General features: G+C 70.0%; 17 protein-coding genes, 2 tRNA genes and 1 pseudogene. 9 read left to right on the top strand and 11 right to left on the bottom strand.

Annotated elements, in window-relative coordinates; translation table 11 throughout:
* Positions 1 to 3: 3 nt before the first annotated feature.
* Entirely contained in the window at positions 4 to 1095 is a 1092-nt protein-coding gene (locus ACLJQZ_RS23760; protein ID WP_410622094.1) for a dihydrofolate reductase family protein, read from the bottom strand.
* Positions 1096 to 1178: 83 nt separating this feature from the next.
* Here ACLJQZ_RS23760 and ACLJQZ_RS23755 point away from each other — a divergent pair, with 83 nt between their 5' ends.
* Positions 1179 to 1448 carry a hypothetical protein gene (locus ACLJQZ_RS23755; RefSeq protein WP_247055940.1) on the top strand — a complete coding sequence of 90 codons (270 nt, stop codon included), beginning with the start codon at positions 1179 to 1181 and terminating at the stop codon, positions 1446 to 1448.
* A 318-nt stretch (positions 1449 to 1766) separates the two neighbouring features.
* Here ACLJQZ_RS23755 and ACLJQZ_RS23750 read toward each other — a convergent pair whose 3' ends face one another.
* The 3 genes from ACLJQZ_RS23750 to ACLJQZ_RS23740 form a co-directional block, all read right to left on the bottom strand.
* Positions 1767 to 2999: an aldehyde dehydrogenase family protein gene (locus tag ACLJQZ_RS23750; protein WP_410622093.1), complete on the bottom strand. Its 1233-nt coding sequence runs from the start codon at positions 2997 to 2999 to the stop codon at positions 1767 to 1769.
* Positions 3000 to 3159: 160 nt separating this feature from the next.
* Positions 3160 to 3933: a M50 family metallopeptidase gene (locus ACLJQZ_RS23745; RefSeq protein ID WP_410622092.1), complete on the bottom strand. Its 774-nt coding sequence runs from the start codon at positions 3931 to 3933 to the stop codon at positions 3160 to 3162.
* Positions 3934 to 4098: 165 nt separating this feature from the next.
* A complete protein-coding gene (locus tag ACLJQZ_RS23740) occupies positions 4099 to 5016 on the bottom strand; it encodes a DNA-3-methyladenine glycosylase family protein (RefSeq protein WP_410622091.1) in 918 nt (305 codons plus the stop codon).
* 166 nt (positions 5017 to 5182) lie between these two features.
* On the opposite strand from ACLJQZ_RS23740, the gene ACLJQZ_RS23735 reads away from it, so the two are divergent.
* From ACLJQZ_RS23735 to ACLJQZ_RS23725, 3 genes are all read left to right on the top strand, one after another.
* A complete protein-coding gene (locus tag ACLJQZ_RS23735; RefSeq protein WP_410622090.1) occupies positions 5183 to 5932 on the top strand; it encodes a class I SAM-dependent methyltransferase in 750 nt (249 codons plus the stop codon).
* A 39-nt stretch (positions 5933 to 5971) separates the two neighbouring features.
* Complete coding sequence (locus ACLJQZ_RS23730) at positions 5972 to 7294, top strand: M20 family metallopeptidase (RefSeq protein ID WP_410622089.1); 1323 nt, start codon at positions 5972 to 5974, stop codon at positions 7292 to 7294.
* A 109-nt stretch (positions 7295 to 7403) separates the two neighbouring features.
* A complete protein-coding gene (locus ACLJQZ_RS23725) occupies positions 7404 to 8417 on the top strand; it encodes a trypsin-like peptidase domain-containing protein (RefSeq protein WP_410622088.1) in 1014 nt (337 codons plus the stop codon).
* Between the two features lie 117 nt (positions 8418 to 8534).
* Here ACLJQZ_RS23725 and ACLJQZ_RS23720 read toward each other — a convergent pair whose 3' ends face one another.
* Together ACLJQZ_RS23720 and ACLJQZ_RS23715 are read right to left on the bottom strand one after the other, a co-directional pair.
* Entirely contained in the window at positions 8535 to 8912 is a 378-nt protein-coding gene (locus tag ACLJQZ_RS23720; protein ID WP_410622087.1) for a DUF3224 domain-containing protein, read from the bottom strand.
* Between the two features lie 74 nt (positions 8913 to 8986).
* Positions 8987 to 10516 carry a helicase HerA-like domain-containing protein gene (locus tag ACLJQZ_RS23715; RefSeq protein ID WP_410622086.1) on the bottom strand — a complete coding sequence of 510 codons (1530 nt, stop codon included), beginning with the start codon at positions 10514 to 10516 and terminating at the stop codon, positions 8987 to 8989.
* A 114-nt stretch (positions 10517 to 10630) separates the two neighbouring features.
* On the opposite strand from ACLJQZ_RS23715, the gene orn reads away from it, so the two are divergent.
* Both orn and ACLJQZ_RS23705 read left to right on the top strand, forming a co-directional pair.
* Entirely contained in the window at positions 10631 to 11239 is a 609-nt protein-coding gene (gene orn, locus ACLJQZ_RS23710) for an oligoribonuclease (protein WP_247055958.1), read from the top strand.
* A gap of 74 nt (positions 11240 to 11313) precedes the next feature.
* A tRNA-His gene (locus tag ACLJQZ_RS23705) sits at positions 11314 to 11389 on the top strand.
* Positions 11390 to 11521: 132 nt separating this feature from the next.
* Here ACLJQZ_RS23705 and ACLJQZ_RS23700 read toward each other — a convergent pair.
* A complete protein-coding gene (locus ACLJQZ_RS23700) occupies positions 11522 to 12799 on the bottom strand; it encodes a glycosyltransferase 87 family protein (RefSeq protein ID WP_410622085.1) in 1278 nt (425 codons plus the stop codon).
* Between the two features lie 146 nt (positions 12800 to 12945).
* On the opposite strand from ACLJQZ_RS23700, the gene proP reads away from it, so the two are divergent.
* Positions 12946 to 14391: a glycine betaine/L-proline transporter ProP gene (gene proP, locus ACLJQZ_RS23695; RefSeq protein WP_410622084.1), complete on the top strand. Its 1446-nt coding sequence runs from the start codon at positions 12946 to 12948 to the stop codon at positions 14389 to 14391.
* Here proP and ACLJQZ_RS23690 read toward each other — a convergent pair.
* Positions 14388 to 15086 (bottom strand): alpha/beta fold hydrolase, encoded by a 699-nt coding sequence (locus ACLJQZ_RS23690; RefSeq protein ID WP_410622083.1) that lies wholly within the window; start codon positions 15084 to 15086, stop codon positions 14388 to 14390. The two genes, proP and ACLJQZ_RS23690, sit on opposite strands and share 4 nt — an antisense overlap.
* Positions 15087 to 15204: 118 nt before the next feature.
* Here ACLJQZ_RS23690 and ACLJQZ_RS23685 point away from each other — a divergent pair, with 118 nt between their 5' ends.
* The gene (locus tag ACLJQZ_RS23685) at positions 15205 to 15543 is read left to right on the top strand and encodes a winged helix-turn-helix transcriptional regulator (RefSeq protein ID WP_247055967.1); all 339 of its coding nucleotides are present in this window, start codon (positions 15205 to 15207) and stop codon (positions 15541 to 15543) included.
* Here ACLJQZ_RS23685 and ACLJQZ_RS23680 read toward each other — a convergent pair.
* The gene (locus ACLJQZ_RS23680) at positions 15540 to 16733 is read right to left on the bottom strand and encodes a L,D-transpeptidase (protein ID WP_410622082.1); all 1194 of its coding nucleotides are present in this window, start codon (positions 16731 to 16733) and stop codon (positions 15540 to 15542) included. The two genes, ACLJQZ_RS23685 and ACLJQZ_RS23680, sit on opposite strands and share 4 nt — an antisense overlap.
* Positions 16734 to 16898: 165 nt before the next feature.
* Here ACLJQZ_RS23680 and ACLJQZ_RS23675 point away from each other — a divergent pair.
* A tRNA-Lys gene (locus ACLJQZ_RS23675) sits at positions 16899 to 16971 on the top strand.
* Positions 16972 to 17222: 251 nt separating this feature from the next.
* Here the strand turns inward: ACLJQZ_RS23675 and ACLJQZ_RS23670 are convergent.
* Both ACLJQZ_RS23670 and ACLJQZ_RS23665 read right to left on the bottom strand, forming a co-directional pair.
* Positions 17223 to 17720: pseudogene (locus tag ACLJQZ_RS23670) on the bottom strand (site-specific integrase); the annotation flags it as partial.
* 924 nt (positions 17721 to 18644) lie between these two features.
* A complete protein-coding gene (locus ACLJQZ_RS23665) occupies positions 18645 to 18794 on the bottom strand; it encodes a helix-turn-helix domain-containing protein (protein WP_410622279.1) in 150 nt (49 codons plus the stop codon).
* Positions 18795 to 18955: the final 161 nt, after the last annotated feature.

The raw sequence follows: 18955 nt of genomic DNA, 5'->3' as shown, positions 1-18955 counted from the left end.
TCGTCAGAAGGCCAGGTGGGTGTTCTCGCGCTGGACCTCCGGGGTCAGCGCGGGCACCTCGACGACGTGCCGCCCGGCCTGCCGCAGCAGCTCGGTGCCCTGGGCGTCGACGAAGACCGGCGGCTCGCGCCAGGCGAACACGACCCGCGGGATCCCGGCGTCGAGGATCAGCTGGGTGCAGCTGCGCGGGTGCGAGCTGCGGTTGCTGCAGGGTTCGAGCGAGCTGTACACGGTCGCGCCGGCCAGCCGTGGGTCGCCTTCGCACTTGGCGAGGGCCGCTTCCTCGGCGTGGTTGAGCGGATCGCCCTCCCCGGAGTGCCCGGTCGCGATGACCTCCCCGTCGGCGTCGGTGACGACGGCCCCGACCCGGAAGGTGTGGCTCGGCGGGCATTCGGCGGCGAGCGCGATGGCCTCCCGGAGCCGCTGGACGTCCCGGCCGGTCGGCTCGTCGGCCGCGCGGTACTCGAGGATCGCCATGCCGGTCAGCTCGCGGGCGGCGGTGAGACGCAGCGGCCGGGGGTAGAGCCCGGGCCCGACGAACGGGGGAGCGTCCGGCTGCCCGACGAAGAACGGCGCGATCGCCAGCCGCAGCTCGTCGGCGAGCCCTTCGGCGAGGAACCGCGTGTGGATCCCGCCACCGCCCTCGACCAGCAGGTTCTTGATGCCGCGCGCGCCGAGGTCGTCGAGGACGCGGCCGAAGTCGGGCGGATCGCCGGCGTCGACGACGGTGGCGACGTGCTTGAGCCGGTCCGCGGCACCGGGCGGCGCGTAGACGATCTTCTCGGTGTCCCCGACGGTGAAGAACTGCGCGCCGGGATCGAGGCCGCGGGTGGTCAGGGTGACCTTGACCGGCTGTTCGGGCTTCCCCTGCTCCAGCCGTCGCCGCCGCAGGTCGGGCGACCGGACGAGCAGCCGCGGGTTGTCGGCCCGCACGGTCCCGGCCCCCACGAGGATGGCGTCGGCCTCGGCTCGCAACCGGTCGACGACGGCGAGGTCGTCCTCAGTGGACAGCACGAGCCGTTCGGGCGAGGTGTCGTCGAGGAAGCCGTCGAGGGACTGCGCGGCGGAAAGCAGGACGTGCGGCCGGTCGATCACCCGATCCAGTATGCCGGGCCGTAACACCGCGGGCGATCGGGACGTCTACGACGTGTCACCACCCGAACTCGGAGCAGGGGAACATGACCACGCGAGGCTGGCAGAAAGAGCGGACGCTCACCACGCTCGACACGGTCGGCCGCGAGATAGCGGTGACGACCGGCCTCACCCGCGACCCGGAGGGCCGCCTGGTGGCGGTCATCGCGGTCGGCGACGGCCCCACGGCGATCTTCCGCCACCTGCACGACCTGGAAGACCGCCCGGAGCTGGTGGCCAACGCGGCCGACACAGCGGACGACCTGCACACGCTGACCGGCATAGCCCCGGTGCGGCAGCTGCGCCGCCGCCGCTAGCGCGACAGGTTCCGCACCGCGGGGGTCGATGCGCGAGCCGCGCCGCAGGTGTCGGCACGCGGGTGCCCAGCCGCGCGGAATCATCCCCGCGGGCTTCGGCGCCGAAGGATTCCGGCTCCGGGAGCTGCCTCGGCGCGGACAGCCCGACGCGCTGCGCGACGGCCGCGAAATCTTGGCTGCGGTCAAGGGCACGGCGATCAGCCTGCGGTCCCAGAGACCTGCCAGTTCCGCTCCGCGTGCCGTCCCCCGGCGAGATTCGGACGAGATCCTGCTCGGCCGTCCATGGCGGCCGAGCAGGTCCTTCGCCGCGGGTCGTGGTCAGGCGGGCAGCACGGCGTACTGGCGGACGTAGAGGTCCGTGTACGTCACCGGGCCCCGGGGGCCGGGGACCTTGTCCAGGTTGATGCCCGTTTCCGGGACCGCGAGGAGCTTGAAGCCGTCCAGGAGGCGGGTCGGCGCGTTCCAGAACACGCCCGTGCCGGTGTAGCCGTCGAAGAACGCGTCGGCGGCGGCCTCGTCCTCGGTCGCGATGCCCGCGGCCAGGCCCGACGTCTGCTCGTTCGCGATCTCGACGGCGTCGGCGAGAGCGCCGACCGTGGCGACCGTGACCGTCGCCTCGCGGTCGGAGTCCAGGGCCCACTCGTAGCCGATCGCGTGCTCGTGCGGGGCCAGCGAAGGCGTCACTCCGCGCTCGGCCAGCGCGTCGGCGATGCCCGGCCAGACGTCGTCGTGGATGTTCTCGTGGATCAGCAGCAGGTTGAGCCGGTTGCAGACGCCCAGCCGGTCGAGGCTGGCGAAGACCAGGTCGCGCGCCTTGGTGACGTCCGCGCCGCGGTCGACGTACAGGACGCCGCCGCCGTCGGCGTGGGCGAGCGTGCGCACGCCGTGGACCGCGGCCTCGGTGGCGAGGGCACGGGTGCTGTCCCCGCTGCCGCGCAGGATGACCAGCGGCACCAGGTTCGGCAGCCGCACCAGCGCGGACGCGGCTTCGCGCTCCACGCGCGGCACCAGCTGGACGCAGTCGGCGTCGATGCCGGCCTCCGTCAACGCCGGCGCGATGACCACCTCACGCAGCCGCTGCGCCGAGCCGAGCGCGGCCGAACCCGTGCGCAGCACACCGGCGTTGCGCGACTTGACCAGCTGCGACGCCACGTCGACGGTGACGTTCGGGCGCGCTTCGTAGTTCGCGCCGATCACGCCCACCGGACGGCGCCGTTCGACCAGCCGCAGCCCGCCGTCCAGCGTGGACACCTCGACCGAGCGTTCCTGGTGCGGCGCGCCGGCGAGCAGCCGCAGCTGCTCCGCCATGCCGGTCAGCCGCTCCGGGGTGATGGTGAGCCGGTCGAGCAGACCGGCGCTCATCCCCTCGGCCTTCGAGCGCTCGACGTCGGCCCGGTTCGCCTCGAGGATCTCGTCGCGGTGCGTGAGCAGGCGTTCGGCCATCCCGGCGAGGGCGGCGTCGACGGCCTCCGCACTGGCGGCGGCAAGCGACGGCGCGGCCAGCTTCGCAGCCCGTGCGCATTCCTCCACGGCCTTGGCGACCTCGTCCATCGTTCGGCTCCCTCCGGCTGACCAGCGAGAGTCCAGTTTGCCGCATGGGCCAGGCCCGGCGGCCAGGGGGCGCCACGGGTCGAGTGCACCACGGCTCGCGCGGTGCCGGAGCACGGCAGAACCGGCCACAGCCGTACCGCCGCACCGTGCCGGGCCGTGGTTACTTGGCCACGGGCTCCAGCAGCCACAGACCGCCGGCGATGAGGCAGCTGACCGTGGCCACCGCGAACACCAGGACCCAGAGGATCGGCGGGACCGCCGTGAGGCGGCCGAGCTGGTCGGCGTCGGAGTCGCGAGCCTGGCCCCGGCGGCGCTTGGTCTGCAGCTCGATCACCGGCCGCACGCCGCCGAAGAGCAGGAACCACGTCAGCAGGTAGCCGAACGGGGCCTGGACCTCGACCGGCGCGACGAAGGCGACCAGCGCCAGCACCACCGCGCTGGCCACGACCGTGAACACCCCGTAGGCGTTGCGCACCATCACCAGCACGCCGAGCAGCAGCAGCGCGATCAGCACGAGGACCGTGCCGACCAGGTCGTTGCCCAGCAGGCTGGCGAACAGCAGCCCCAGCACCGACGGCGCCAGGTACCCGGCCATCGCGGTGAACGCCATCCCCGGCCCCTCGGGCTTGCCGCGCGAGACGGTGACGCCCGAGGTGTCCGAGTGCAGCTTGATGCCCTGCAGGCGCCGGCCGACCAGCACGGCGGCCAGCCCGTGGCCGGCCTCGTGCACGATGGTGACGACGTTGCGCGCCCGCCGCCACGGCGTGCCGCCGACGAGCACCACCAGCAGCGCCACACCCCCGGCGACCAGGGTGATCACGGCGGGCGTCTGGGCCTGTTCCAGCAGGGTCGCGGCCGGGTCGGCGGCGGCCTGGAGGGCTGCCGGGACGTCACGGGCCGTGCTGTCGAGCGCGAGTTGTACGGGCGAGCTCACCCGAACACCTCACCACAGGCGACATCTGGCTACGGTGAGTCCCCACCGGACCGGGGTCCACGGCTTCCGGTATGGGAGTTCGGCTCGTTGGGGTACCTCCTTTTCCTCGGCTTGGGCAGGAAGGGTGCCGCGGCCGGGCGGAGCGCCCGGCGGCCGCGGCTCGGCTCAGCGCGACTCCCGCATCCGGGCCTCGCCTTCCACCCGGAACAGGAACGACGCCCAGCTGCGGAACGGCGCCCAGCCCTCGGCGATCTCCGCCAGCTCCGCCACTCCCGCGTCCGGGAGGTGGTACGCCTCGCGCATGATCTCGTGCAGGCGGCTCTCCCCACGCGGGAAGACGTCCGGGTGCCCGGCGCCGCGGATCAGGATCAGCTCGGCGCTGAACCGGCCCACTCCCGGCAGCAGCTGCAGGTGTTTGAGGGCCTCGTCGGCCGGCATCGCCCGCAACGTCGCCGCGTCGAGCATGCCTTCGGAGGCGGCACCGGCGATCGCTCGCAGGCGGTGCAGCTTCTGCCCCGGTGCGCCCGGCAGGTACTCCAGCTTCGCCAGTTCTCCGGGCGCGGGGAACGACCAGAGCTTCGCCCCGCCGACCTCGACTTGGACGCCGTGGCGCTCGGTGAGGCCACGGCGCAGGCGCACCGCCTGCGACATCCAGATCCGGTGGCTCAGCACCGCCCAGCACGCGGCCTCGTACGGCGAGGCGAACAGGACCGGCCGCAGCCCCGGGTGCAGGCCCTGCAGCATCGAGACGACCGGATCGCGGTCGCCGGCTTCCGGGAACCCCGTGGCGTCGACGTCCAGCGAACACATCCGCGTGACCTGCGCCAGGACGGCTTCCGTGTGCTCCTCGGGGGCGTGGACCTCCACTTCGACGACGCCCGGCGATCTCTGTCTCAGTACCGCTCCCACCGGCGTCCACGCGCCGTCGACCGGGAACGCCACACGGAGCGCTCCGGGCTCCGTGTCCGCTTCCGGCCGCCCGGCGGGTGCGAACCCGGTCAGGAACTTCGCCGCCGCGGCCAGGTCGAACGGGCCGCGGACCGGGATCTCCCCGCTCAGCGCGGAAATCTTGGAAACCGCCATGGCTCCTCCTCGGAGTCGGTGATCGGTGGATCGTTACCTCGCCGACGACGTTAGGAAGGGGCACCGACAATTTCCGGGCCTCGAACGCCTGAGCCCGGAGTTGTTCACTCGGTCGAGTGACCTCGACTTGGGCATACTGCCGGTATCCGAAACGACGGGAGCGCTTGTGCCGACCACCGCCCTCGACCGGCTCGAGAAGCTGCTGGAAACCCCGGCGGAAACCCGCGCGGGCTTCCTCGACCTGCTGGGCACGGCGGACCAGGCCGGCCCGTCCACCGGCATCACGCAGCGCCTGATGCGCACCACCCTGCTCCCGCGGGTCTACGAGCGGTACTGGCGCCCCGCGCTCGGCCGTGCGCTCAAGGGCCCGGCCGGGCCCAGCATGGCGGGCGAGGTCCGGCTCGCCGCGAAGCTCCTCGACCTGAAGCCGGGCCTGACCGCACTGGACGTCGCCTGCGGCACCGGCCGGTTCACCCGCGCCTTCGGCGACGCCGTCGGCCCGGACGGGCTCGCGATCGGCCTCGACGGCGCGCGCACGATGCTCACCAAGGCCGTGGCCGAAGGCGGCCCGGACAGCGTCGCCTACCTGCGCGCGGACGCGGTGCGCGTCCCCCTGCGAGAGTCCACTGTGGACGCCGTCTGCTGCTTCGCCGCGCTCCACATGTTCGCCGAGCCGGAGACCGCGTTGGACTCCTTCACGCGCGTGCTCAAGCCCGGCGGCCGGATCGTGCTGCTCACCAGCGCGCGCCGCGGCCGGCAACCCGCGCGGCTGCTGGAGTCCGTCGGCGGGATCGTCAGCGGGCAGAAGATGTTCGACCGCGGCGAAATCGCGGCGAGCCTGCGCGCCCGCGGCTTCACGGAGGTCACCGAGCGGTACGCCGGGGTCACGCAGATCGTGGCGGCCCGGCTGGGCTGAGCGCCGCGGACTGTCGGGGGTGGCGGTTAGCATCGCCCCATGACCCACGCCGAACCTGTCCCGCCCGACGACAGCTACCTCCGTTCCCTGGTCGAAGCCACGGCCGGCGCGGTGGCGGCGGCCGAGCCGCTGTTCTCGCCACACACCGGCGCGGACGAGGCGACCCGGGCCGAGGTGACCTCAGCGGTCGAGCGCAGTTCACCCGATCTGGTGGCGTTGAGCCAAGATCTGCACGCCCACCCCGAAGAAGGGTTCGGGGAACACCGCTCGGTCGGCGCGCTGGCGGACCTCCTGGCGCGCCATGGCCACGACGCGACCGTCGGCGTGGGCGGCCTCGACACCGCGCTGCGCGTGAGCACGCCCGAGCGGGACGGCCCGCACATCGCCGTCCTCGCCGAGTACGACGCGCTGCCCGGTCTCGGCCACGCGTGCGGCCACAACGTCATCTGCACCACCGCCGCGGGCGGCTTCCTCGGCGCCGCGACGGTCGCCGAGCGGCTCGGCGGGCGCGTCAGCCTCATCGGCACGCCGGCCGAGGAAGGCGGTGGCGGCAAGGAGATCCTGGCGCGCACGGGTGTCTTCGACGACGTCGACGCGGTGATCATGCTGCACCCGTTCAGCCACGACGTCGCGCTGCACCCGTTCCTGGGCCGCCGTCAGCTGGAGATGGTCTTCCACGGCGTCGGTGCGCACGCCTCGGCCCAGCCGTTCATGGGCCGCAACGCGCTGGACGCGGCGGTCGCGGCCTACCAGGGCGTCTCGGCGCTGCGGCAGCAGCTTCCGCAGAGCGACCGCGTGCACGGCGTGTTCAGCGACGGCGGTGCGCGGCCGAACGTCATCCCGGCCCGCGCCGCACTGCTGTTCTACCTGCGCTCCCAGAACCCCGAGACCCTGCGGGACCTGGCCACCCGCATGACGTCGATCGCGGAGGGCGCGGCGGCGATGACCGGCTGCGGCGTCGAGCTGATCTGGGACGCCCAGGCCGCATACCTGCCGATCCGGTTCAACACCACGCTCGCCGGGCGCTGGTCGGTCAACCAGGCCGGCACCGGCCGCAAGCCGCTGCCGCCCGGCATCGTCCCGGAGTCGCTCACCGGGTCCACCGACCTCGGCAACCTCTCCTACCGGATGCCGGCGCTGCACCCGATGCTCGGGATCGCGGGGTCGACGGTCGCGTTGCACACCAAGGAGTTCGCGATCGCCGCCGGTTCGGAGACGGGTGACGCGGGCGTCCGCGACGGCGCGCTCGGGCTGGCCCTGACCGCCGCGGACTACCTCGGCGACGCCGAGCTGCGGAAAGCCGTCCACGACGAGTTCGAAGCGGCGGGAGGCGCACTGGACGTTCCGGCGTTCTTCGACTGAGGCGCGCGGAAAGCCTGAGAACCGCCTGAGTTTTCTCAGCTGATTCTTCTCAGCAAAGCCTGAGGGATTTCCACAGGTTGTTCACAAGCACAGGCGCGAATCTTGGTTCATGACCGAGAACGAGAGTCGGCCCGGCCCCGCCTCACCCGGTGGGCACCAGCCGCACCAGCACACCCAGCAGTACGGGCCGTACGCGCAGTACGCCTACCCCCAGCAGGCCGCGCCGAATCCGCTCTTCACCCCGCAGCCGCCGCCGGCACCGCAGTCCCTCAAGAAGCCGCGCCGGGGCGGCCGGGTCGCGATGCTGGTCGGCGCGACCGCGCTCGGCGCCGCGCTGGTCGGGGGCGTCGGCGGCGCCGCGATCGTCGGGCTGACCGCGACCTCGGCGGACGGCACGACGTCGGTGAGCGCACCGGCGGCGACGGGGCAGACGGTCGCCAACAGCACTTCCGGCGACGTCAGCGGCGTCGCGGCGAAGGTGACGCCGAGCGTCGTCCAGATCAACGTCACCACCGACCAGGGCGAGGCGATCGGCTCCGGCGTCATCCTCACCGCAGACGGCCGGATCCTGACCAACGCGCACGTCGTCGACGGTGCCCAGAGCGTCGTCATCACGACGTCCGACGGCACGAAGTACCAGGCCGGCGTGGTCGGCGCGGACACCAAGGCGGACATCGCGGTGGTCCAGGCGAAGAACGCCAGTGGCCTGACCGCGGCCGGCCTCGGGGACTCGAGCAAGCTCGCCGTCGGCCAGGAGGTCATCGCGATCGGCTCGCCGGGCGGGCTGCAGAACACCGTCACGACCGGCATCGTCAGCGCGCTGAACCGGAACCTGTCCGACATCGGCCAGGGCGAACAACAGCAGCAGCAGTCGCCGTTCAACCGCACCTCGAACCAGACCAGCGACTCGCCCAGCTACACCGCGATCCAGACGGACGCCTCGATCAACCAGGGCAACTCCGGCGGCGCGCTGGTCGACGCGAGCGGCAACGTGATCGGGATCAACTCGGCGCTCTACAGCCCGACGGCGTCGGCGAACGGCTCCGCGGGCAGCGTCGGGATCGGCTTCGCCATCCCGATCAACGACGCCAAGAAGATCGTCGACCAGATCGTGAACAACTGAAAGACGTGGACGGGCCGTATTCGGGGCGGCCCGTCCCTCCCGCTTCGGGGAGCGGGGAACACGGCGAAGGCCGTTTCGAGAGTCAATCGGGGGCTCTCGAAACGGCCTTCGCGCTGTCTACAGCTCGTAGGTGAGCGTGAAGGTGTGGTTCTTCTCCTCGTCGATCTCGATGCTCGCCGTGCCGGAGATCCCGGCCAGCTCACCCGAGCCGGAGCCGGTGAGGATCGTCAGCGTCAGGCCGGTGTCGTCGGCCGTGTGGTGCAGGACGAACGCACCCTTGCGGCCGTCGACCGAGACGGCGAGACGCTCGAAGGCGACGTACGCGCGCGAAGTCGCGTTGGACGCCGTCAGCATCTCGACCGTGCTGGTCCCCTCGACCGCGCCGGTGAACGTCTTGGCGATCGCCACCCGGGCGAACTCCGTGCCCGCGGCCTCGTCGGTCGCCTGCGGCTCCCACTTGTCTAGGACGAACGACGCGGTGGCGGTGCTGGTCATGGCTGGTTTCCCCTGTTCGTCGGTGATGGGCGCCAGCTTGGCAGCGATACCTGACAGGTCGCGTCAGGTTTTTCTCAGCGCTTCCGGTTGCCGAACAGCCCGCGGGTGATCTCCCGGCCCAGCGCACTGGCGGCGGACCGCATGAACGACTTCACGGCCGGGTTCTTCATCGCCGACTCGATCATTCCCGGCTCTTCCTTCTCCTTCTTGGGAGCGGGCGCAGGCGCGGGGGCATCGGGAGCGGGCGCAGGCGCGGCCACCTTCGCGGCCAGCTTCTCGTAGGCCGACTCCCGGTCGATCGTCTCCGCGTACTTCGCGTGCAGATCCGACGAAGCGACCGAAGCGGCGACGGCCTCCGCGCCGATCGAGCCCATCTTCGACCGCGGCGCCCGCAGCCGCGTCCACGCCACCGGCGTCGGCGCGCCCCGCTCCGACAGCACCGTGACGATCGCCTCGCCGATGCCCAGCGACGTCAACGCCGTGTCGAGCTCGTAGAACTTCGTCTTCGGGTAGGTCTTGACCGTCTTGGCCAGCGCTGCCTGGTCGTCCGGCGTGAACGCCCGCAGCGCGTGCTGGATCCGCGCGCCCAGCTGGGAGAGGACGTTGTTCGGGATGTCCGTGGGCAGCTGCGTGCAGAAGAACACGCCGACGCCCTTCGACCGGATCAGCTTCACGGTCTGCTCGATGCGCTCCAGGAACGCCTTCGACGCGTCGTTGAACAGCAGGTGCGCCTCGTCGAAGAAGAACACCAGCTTCGGCTGGTCCAGATCGCCCTCCTCCGGCAGCTCCTCGAACAACTCGGCCAGCAGCCACATCAGGAACGTCGAGAACAACGCCGGCTTCGCCTGCAGGTTGTCCAGCTCCAGCAGCGTGACGACGCCCTTGCCGTCGCGTGCGCGCATCAGGTCGTGGACGTCCAGCTCCGGCTCGCCGAAGAAGTCCTCCCCGCCTTGGGCCTCCAGGTTGGACAGCGCCCGCAGGATCACCCCGGCCGTCGCGGCCGACACCCCGCCGATGCCCTTGAGGTCCGCCTTGCCCTCGTCGCTGGTCAGGTGCGTGATCACCGACCGGAGGTCCTTCGTGTCCAGCAACGCCAGCCCACGCTGGTCGGCCCAGTGGAAGATCAGGCCGAGCGTCGACTCCTGCGTCTCGTTCAGCCCCAGCACCTTCGACAGCAGCACCGGCCCGAAACTCGTGATCGTCGCCCGGATCGGCGCGCCCTTCCCGCCCGTCCCCAGCGACAGGAACTGCACCGGGAACGCCGTCCCCGCCCAGTCGTCACCCAGCTCCTGCGAGCGCTTCGACACCTTGTCGTTCGCCTCGCCGGCCGCCGCGAGACCCGACAGGTCACCCTTCACGTCCGCGAGCACCACCGGCACCCCGGCCGCCGACAACTGCTCCGCCACCAGCTGCAACGTCTTCGTCTTGCCCGTCCCGGTCGCCCCCGCGACCAGCCCGTGCCGGTTCAGCGTCGCCAACGGCAGGCGCACGGCGGCACCCGCGTCCACCTGCCCGTCGATCACCACCGCACCCAGCTCCAGCGCGGCACCCTCACTCGCATAACCGGCGGCGATCTCGCCCGCCGGCGTCCCCTGCTCCGTCACTCGCGACTCCCCGATCTGTGTCCTGCACCACACCGGTGGCGGCCCCGCGAGCGTAAACGCGCCGTACGTGCAGGTAACGCACCTCTTGTCCCCGTGTCGGGTTAGGGTCACCAGGTGACCGACCGCCTAGTCTGGATCGACTGCGAGATGACGGGGCTCGACCTCGGCAAGGACGCGTTGATCGAAATCGCCGCCCTCGTGACCGACGCGGAGCTCAACGTGCTCGGCGAGGGAGTGGACATCGTCATCCACGCCGACGAGGAAAAACTCGCCGGCATGCCCGAGATCGTCCGCGAGATGCACGCCCACTCCGGCCTCACCGAAGAAGTGCGCCGCTCCACGGTGACCCTCGAAGAAGCCGAGCGCCGCGTCCTCGAGTACATCCGCGAGTACATCCCCGAACCCGGCACCGCACCGCTCGCCGGCAACTCCATCGCCACCGACCGCGGCTACATCACCCGCGACATGCCGGCCCTCGACGCGCACCTCCACTACCGCCTCGTCGACGTCTCCTCCATCAAGGAACTCGTCCGCCGCTGGTACCCGCGCATCTACTACGCCAAGCCGGAAAAGGGCCTCGCCCACCGCGCCCTCGCCGACATCAAGGAATCCATCGGCGAACTCGACTACTACCGGCGCGTCGCCTTCGTCGCCCAACCCGGCCCCAGCAGCGACGAAGCCAAAGCCGCCGCCGCTGAAGTGCGCGAACAGCACCAGGGGTAACCCCCCGGAAAACCACGCGCGGGCACCCGCTACGATTACAGCATCGAGGTGATCGCACGCGGTTGCCTCAGATGGTGGGCGTAGCTCAGCTGGTAGAGCACCTGGTTGTGGTCCAGGAGGTCGCGGGTTCGAAACCCGTCGCTCACCCCATCGCCCCGGTTTGGTCGGTCCCTTGCGGGACCTCCCCGAGCCGGGGTTTTGCCTTTTCTTGTGGGGGTCGAACCCCCACACCCCCGCCGGGGGATGCCCCCGGACCCCCATCCCGTGTGGTCGGTCTGGGGGTCAGCTCGTGGCTAGGAAGTCTTCCTTTGACGGGTTCAGCCAGGCTGGGCGTGCTGCCGCCAAGGCCAGTAGGGCTAGGGCCAGGAGGACGTAGAGGGTGTGGGCTAGCGCCTGGGCTGCTGTCGGGTAGTTGTCTGGGAGGATTACCAGGCCTACCAACGGGACGTTTGAGCGTCCTGCTCCTACCTTCCAGGCGAATGTCAGCAGGTATGTTGCTGTGAGGATTGCTGCTGGCCACCAGGTGCGGGAGCGGAGGGCGCCGCAGGCGGCCATGGCGAAGAACGGGATGAACCAGACCCAGTAGTGCGTCCAGGTCCAGGGGGTTACCAGGACCATTGTTGCGCCTATGACGCTCACTGCCAGCAGCTCTCGGCCTTCGCGGTGGGCTCGGACTGCTATCCAGAGGGCCGCCAGGGCGACTACTCCTGCTACTGGGATCCAGATGGGGCCTGGGACGTCCGCTATGCCCAGCAGGCGTGCTAGTGCGCCTCGGATCGACTGGTTTTCCGGGGACATTGCGTCGCTGTCGCCGGTGATCCTTGACGGGTCGGCCAGGTTGGCTGCCCAGAATGCTTTTGAGTCGCCTGGTAGGGCTACGAAGCCTGCTAGGGCCGTTACGGCGAATGCGCCTACTGCTACTGCCGCCGCGCGGAAGCGGCGGGTGGCCAGTAGGTAGATGACGAAGATGCCTGGGATCAGTTTGATGCCCGCCGCGACTCCTACGCCGACGCCTGTCCACCAGCGGTTGCGGCCCGTCAGGTCCGCCAGCACCAGCACCAGCAGGACCAGGTTCACCTGGCCCGCCGTGAAGTTCATCAGCACCGGCTGCAGGGGCAGCGCCAACGCCGTCAACGCCGCCGTCGCCGCGACCCGGCCGTGGTCGCGGGCGTAACCCTGCTGCCCCAGCGAGATCCAGACGACCGCCAGCAGCGAGAACAGGTTCACCAGCAGGGCCAGCATCGGCAGGAGCAGCTTCGGCACCAGCGTCAGGGCGACGAACACCCCGGCCGCGAACGGCGTGTACTTGAACGTGCCGCCGATCGTCGGCAGGTGGGACACGCCCGGCTCGTACAGCGGCACACCCGCCCGCACCGCCTGGCCGGTGGCCACATAGGACTTGAAGTCCTCCAGGTAGATGCCGGTCGACGTCCAGATCCCGGCCCACACCGTGTAGCCCGCGAACACCACCAGCAGCAACAGGCCGGAGAGCACGGACCACCAGAGCGGCGCCGGCAACCTGCGCTCGACCGCTGCATCCGGAACGACGACCGTCGACATCGGGTAACCCCCTCGGGGCACCACGAGCAGCAGCACACCCCTCGAAAACCTGGCAAAACGCCCTGCGGCGAGAGGCGCGCGGCCAGTGTAGCGATCCGGGTTCACCCGGATGGCCTTCGCCTGCCAGTGGTAACCCTCACGACCGGATGGCTCAACGTGCGGGAGTCTCGACCGGGGTGCACCGTGATCTCGTGGAACGTTCACGGGTGACGCTGCGCAAGAAGAAACTGCGGTACGAGGACATCACCGTGGTCGACCAATCGCTGCTCAAGCGGGCCGTTGCGGCCGCCGCGCTGGGCAACGCGATGGAGTGGTTCGACTTCGGTGTCTACGCCTACATCGCCGACACCATCTCCGAGGTGTTCTTCCCGGCGAGCGTGGCGCCCGGGGTGCGGCTGATCGGGACGTTCGGGGCCTTCACCGCCGCGTTCCTGATGCGGCCGCTCGGCGGGCTCGTGTTCGGGCCCCTCGGCGACCGGATCGGGCGGCAGAAGGTCCTCGCCGTCACCATGATCATGATGGCGATCGGCACCCTCTGCATCGGGCTGATCCCGTCGTACACCTCCATCGGCGTCTGGTCGCCGATCCTGCTGGTGCTCGCCCGGATGGTCCAGGGCTTCTCCACCGGCGGCGAATACGGCGGCGCGACGACGTTCATCGCCGAGTACTCCCCCGACAAACGCCGCGGCTTCATGGGCTCCTGGCTCGAGTTCGGCACGCTCTCCGGCTACGTGCTCGGCGCGACCGTCGTCACCGGCATGAAGACCTGGGTCCCGCACGAGACGCTGCTCGACTGGGGCTGGCGAATCCCGTTCCTGGTCGCCGGCCCGCTCGGCATCATCGGCCTCTACATGCGCCTCAAGCTCGAAGAGACCCCGGCGTTCCAGAAGCACGCCGCGGAGTCCGAGAAGCGCGGCCGCTCCGGCGAGCCGTTCTGGAAGATGTTCACCGACTACTGGCCCTCGCTGCTGATCTGCATCGGCCTGGTGCTCGTGTTCAACGTCACCGACTACATGCTCCTGTCGTACATGCCGACGTACCTCTCCGAGCAGCTGCACCTCGACGCGACGCACGGCCTGCTGCTGATCATCGTCGTGATGGTCGTGATGATGCTGATCATCCTGGTCGGCGGCCGGATCACCGACAAGATCGGCCGCAAGCCCGTGATGATGGCCGGCTGCCTCGGCTTCCTCGTGCTCTCCTGGCCGCTGATGCTGCTGGTGCACGACGGTGGTCTCGTCGTCACCTTCCTCGGCCTGATGGGGCTCGGCCTGCTGCTGCTCTGCTTCGAGGTCTCGATGCCCGCGACACTGCCCGCGCTGTTCCCGACCGCGATCCGCTACGGCGCGCTGTCCATCGCGTTCAACATCTCCGTGTCGCTCTTCGGCGGCACGACGCCGCTGGTCATGCAGGCGCTGATCTCGTCCACCGGCCACGACTTCTGGCCGGCCTGGTACATGATGGCGGCCGGTGCGATCGGCGCCGTCGCGGTGTACTTCAGCCGCGAGACGGCGAACAAGCCGCTGTGGGGCTCGGGCCCCGCGGTCGACACCGAAGCCGAGGCGCGGAAGCTCGTCCGGGAGTCGGGCTAGCTCGCTTCGAGCAGCAGGCCGGCCAGCTCGGCGGGCATGGTGATCATGCAGTCGTGGCCGGTCTGCAGTTCCCGCACCCGCTCGCCCGCCGGGACGGGACGCCGGGTGATGCCTTCCGGCCGGCCGGCGACGCAGTGGATGTGCGTGCGCGGGATCGCCCGCACGGCCGGGTCGTCCAGCCGCACCGGCTCCGTCAGGCACCGCACCGGCTGGTCCGAGAGCATCGAACGCAGCCAGGCGACGTCGTCAGGATCGGTGACCCCGAACAGGCCGAGCGGCGGCGGCAGTTCCGGCAGCGGCGGCACACGCCAGCCGTCGACGGCCGCGTCGACGAGCTGCTTGCTGATCGGCATCACGTCGATCGCGGTTTCGCCGTCTTCCGGCACCATCGCGTCGAGGTAGACCAGGTGCGCGATCCGCTCCGGGACGCGGTTGGCCACCCCCGAGACGACCATGCCGGCGTAGCTGTGGCCGACGAGCACGACGTCGTCGAGACGCTCGTCCTCGATCAGGCCGGCGATGTCGTCGACGTGGGTGCCGAGCCCGACGTCGGGAGCCAGCAGGTGCGCCTTGTCGCCGTAACCGGTCAGGGACGGCGCGAACGCCCGGTGCCCGGCGGCCTCCAGCAGCGGGACCACGCGGTCCCAGCTGCGTCCGCTGTGCCAAGCGCCGTGTACCAGCAGAAAAGTCGTCATGGTCGAGTGGTTCCTCCTCGTGCCTCGGTACCATTCGGTAACCGAGACCATCGTGATCCACTCGACGCGCACCGGGCAATACGGCACTAAATGGTGCCCCGGTTCTCAGGAGGTAACCATGGAGGACCCGTGCAAGGCCCGGCAAGTCCTCGGCATCGTCGGGGACAAGTGGGCACTGCTGGTCGTGCGCATGCTCAAGGACGGGCCGCGGCGCTTCACCGAGCTCAAGCGGTCCGTCGAGGGCATCAGCCAGCGGATGCTCACCGTGACCCTGCGCGACCTCGAGCGCGACGGCATCCTGACCCGCACGGTCGTCGCCGTCATGCCCCCGCACGTCAGCTACGAACTGACGCCGATGGGCCGGACCCTGCGCGAGGCCACCGCGCCGCTGCTGGCGTGGAGCATCGAGCACCTGCCGCACATCGACGCGGCCCGCGAGGAGTACGACAACCGCTAGTTCGCGGCGGTCCGCCACTCGTCCCAGGACAGCTGCCAGACGCTCCAGCCGTCAGTCGGCTCGAGCTTCGGGCCGCCGCTGTTCTGCACGGTGACGACGTCGCCCTTCTTGGACGTGTCCATCAGCCACTTCGTGTTCTCGGTGGACAGGTTCAGGCAGCCGTGGCTGACGTTGCTGTGCCCCTGCTGCCGGACCGACCACGGCGCGGAGTGGTAGAAGATGCCGCTGTAGGACAGGCGGACGGCGTACTGGACGAAGGTGCGATAGCCGCCGGGGGTGTCCTCAGGGACGCCGTAGGTGCCGGAATCCATGGTGTAGCCGGTGTGCTCGCTCATCACGGTGTAGGTCCCGGCCGGCGTGGTGTGGCCCGGCTTGCCCATGGAGGTCGGCATGGTCTTGACCTCCTTGTCGTTGACGGTGACCGTCATCTGGTGGGTACCGCCGTCGGCGACCGCGACGAGCTTGTCGCCGACGGCGCCGGTGATCGTCTTGTCCTCGCGGCCGTAGCTGCCGTTGCCGAGCGGCTTGCCGTAGACGGCGGCGTCGACCTTGATCCTGGTGCCGCTCTTCCAGTAGTCCTTCGGCCGCCAGGTCACCTGCTTGTCGCCGGACCAGCGGAACGCGCCCTCGGTGGCCGGCTCGGCGGTGATCTTGAGCGCCTTCTCGGCCGCGGCCTTGTCGGCGACGTTGCCGGTGAAGGTGAAGATCAGCGGCAGCCCGACGCCGACGGTCTCGCCCTCGGCGAGGTTCACCGAGACACCGAGCTGGCGGGCGGGCTTGACGGTCGTGAAGTTCGACTCCGCCGTGACCGGCTTCCCGTCGGTCCCGGTCGCCGTCGCGGTCAGCTTGTAGGTCTTGCCGTACCCGAGCGGCTCGGCGGAGTCCCACCCGGCGCCGTCCGCCCGCGGCTTCCCGCCGACGGCCTTCCCGTCGGCCCCGGTCAGCTTCACGTCCCCGACCTTCCCATCGGCGACGGCGACGCTCACGGGCTCACCGGGCGCGACGTCCTTGGCGTCCTTGGCCGGGGTGAGCGTGAGCGCGGCGGCCTTCAGCACCGGTTTCGGCACGGGCGCGGACGTCGTCACCTGCGGCGGCTCATCCGAAGGACTGCCGCTGCACCCGGCCACCGTGAGGCCGATCACCCCCGCGGCCACCAGCAACCGCGCCCACCTGCCGCTCGAACGCCTCATGCCACCCGCCTGTTTAGTCGTCCATGTCCGGCTCCAGTGTGCCCGACCAGCCCGGACACCGGGGCGGGAACGCCCGAACCCGCACAAGGGGACCCCCCTGAAACAGGCTCGGCGGCTGGTGCTAATCTTTTCCACGTCGCCGAGGGAAACCTCCGGCAGACACCGGCGCCATTAGCTCAATTGGCAGAGCAGCTGGCTCTTAACCAGCGGGTTCGGGGTTCGAGTCCCTGATGGCGCACCCTCACTCCCCAGGTCGAAGATCTCTTCGGCCTGGGGATTTGCGATTTCCGGAAACTTCTCGTCCACTTCTGAACTGTCCACTGTGGTCGGTCGGGAGCCCGAGGGGAGCCCGAGAGCGCAAGCCGGGTGCAACGCCCTCCGCGGGATCACCCCAGCCAGCTTCCGAGCCGCATCGTCAGCCACTTCCTTGCCGACGTTCGTGTAGAGGTCCATCGTCACCTTGATCGACGAGTGCCGGAGCATGTGCTGGATCACCTTGATGTCCACCCCGGCCTCCAACGCCAGGGTCGCTGCCCCGTGGCGAAGGCCGTGCAACGTGATCGGGGGCAAGCCTGCAAGCTTGATCAGCTGCGCGAACTCGTCCGCGACGTCGGCGGGGTGCAGCGGACTACCGTCCGGCCGCGTGAACACCAGGTCGTTCTCGATCCAGTCCTCGCCCATGCGCGCCTTGGCCTCGTCCTGGCGAGCCAGCTGCACCCGCAACACCAAGACCGTGTTCGGGTCGATGGCGACCATGCCCTCCGACGACGGTGTCTTCGGCTTGCTCTGACCGGTCTCCCACCCGTACTGCACGATCTGGTTTGTCACCTCGATCGCACCCGCATCCAGATGAGTATCCGAGCGCCGCTGGCCACAGCCCTCGCCCCGCCGCAGGCCGGTGTGGGCGATCAGATGGAACAGCGGGTAGAGCGGGTGGCTGACGGCGAAGTCGAGGAACGCTCCGGTCTGCTCCTTCGTCCACACCATCACCGGATACGGCACGACGCCGGTCCGCTGCCACAGGACCACCCGCTCCGGCGTCCACAACTTCGGCTTCGGCCGCTCCGCCGCAGGCAGCTTGACCAGCTTCGCGACGTTGTGGGTCAGCAAGCCCTCATCCACCGCCGGCCGCAAGATCGCCCGCAGCGTCTCTTTGATCCGATTCAGCGACGCCGGCCCGACCGGACGCTGCCACTTCACCGCCGCGATCTTGCGCGGGTCGCCACTGGCCCGATACTCGGCGATCACCTCGTTACGCTCCACGATCGCCTCGAACATCGCATCCAGATGCCCCACCCGCAACCGATCACGCCGAACCCGGCCCAGATGCGGCCGCGAGTAGAGACGAACGTGGGACTCGTACGAGCGATACATGTTCCGGCTCACGGTGCGCTTCTTCAACGCCAGGAACGCGTCGAACACGTCGTCCATCCATGGATGCTCCAGCACCGGAGTGCCGGCCTTGACGAGACGGCGTACCGCCTCGATCTCGGGCAGTGGCCCCTGGTTCGAGATCAGTCTCGCCAGCAGGTCTCCGATCTTCCGCGAGGTCTCGTCGTCGTCCGCCTCGGCGATCCCGAGCAGGTCGTTGACTCGGTCGAGACCCTTCTGCGCCTTTGTCGCCGACTCATACCCACCACGCCGCCGCGGCCGCCGATTGCCTTGGTCGTCTTTGGGCAGTTCAATACGGAAGTACCACTGACCGTGCCGCTTGTTCGACAGCTTCGGACACCCGTCGCCGAGCGACTTCCTGTTCTCGTCCCGGCACGAACACCGCGGAACACCGAGCCATTGGCCACCGACGACACCTCACCTCTCGTTCGTCAAGCACCCACCAAGGGCTTTCCCAGCCCGAATGCTCGCGCTGCGGCCACCATTCGGGGAAGCCCGAGCCCGGGAAAGATCACCTGATCAGGTGGCAAGACCCAGCAACCGCAACAACCCCGACGTCGGCACCCGATACGACCCGCCCGCCCGGAAGACAGGGCAAGGAAAAGAGCCACCACGAGCCAGGGCGTACGCCGTGGTACGGCGGATCCCCAACGCCCGCGCCGCCGTCATGAGGTCCACCACTGCCGGCAACGCGGCGACCTCTCCTAGATGATTGATTCCGTGAAGATCATGTGAGCTGACCCGGTTCAGGACGTGAGAGGAGGGTGTCCAAGATCAATGTGTGAGCAAAGAACTAGACACCCTCCTGACAGCACTCTACGTGCTCGTGG

Source organism: Amycolatopsis sp. cmx-8-4 (assembly GCF_046548675.1).
GTDB lineage: Bacteria > Actinomycetota > Actinomycetes > Mycobacteriales > Pseudonocardiaceae > Amycolatopsis.
The sequence above is the reverse complement of the archived record's forward strand: the minus strand, read 5'-3'. Positions and strand labels throughout refer to the sequence as shown.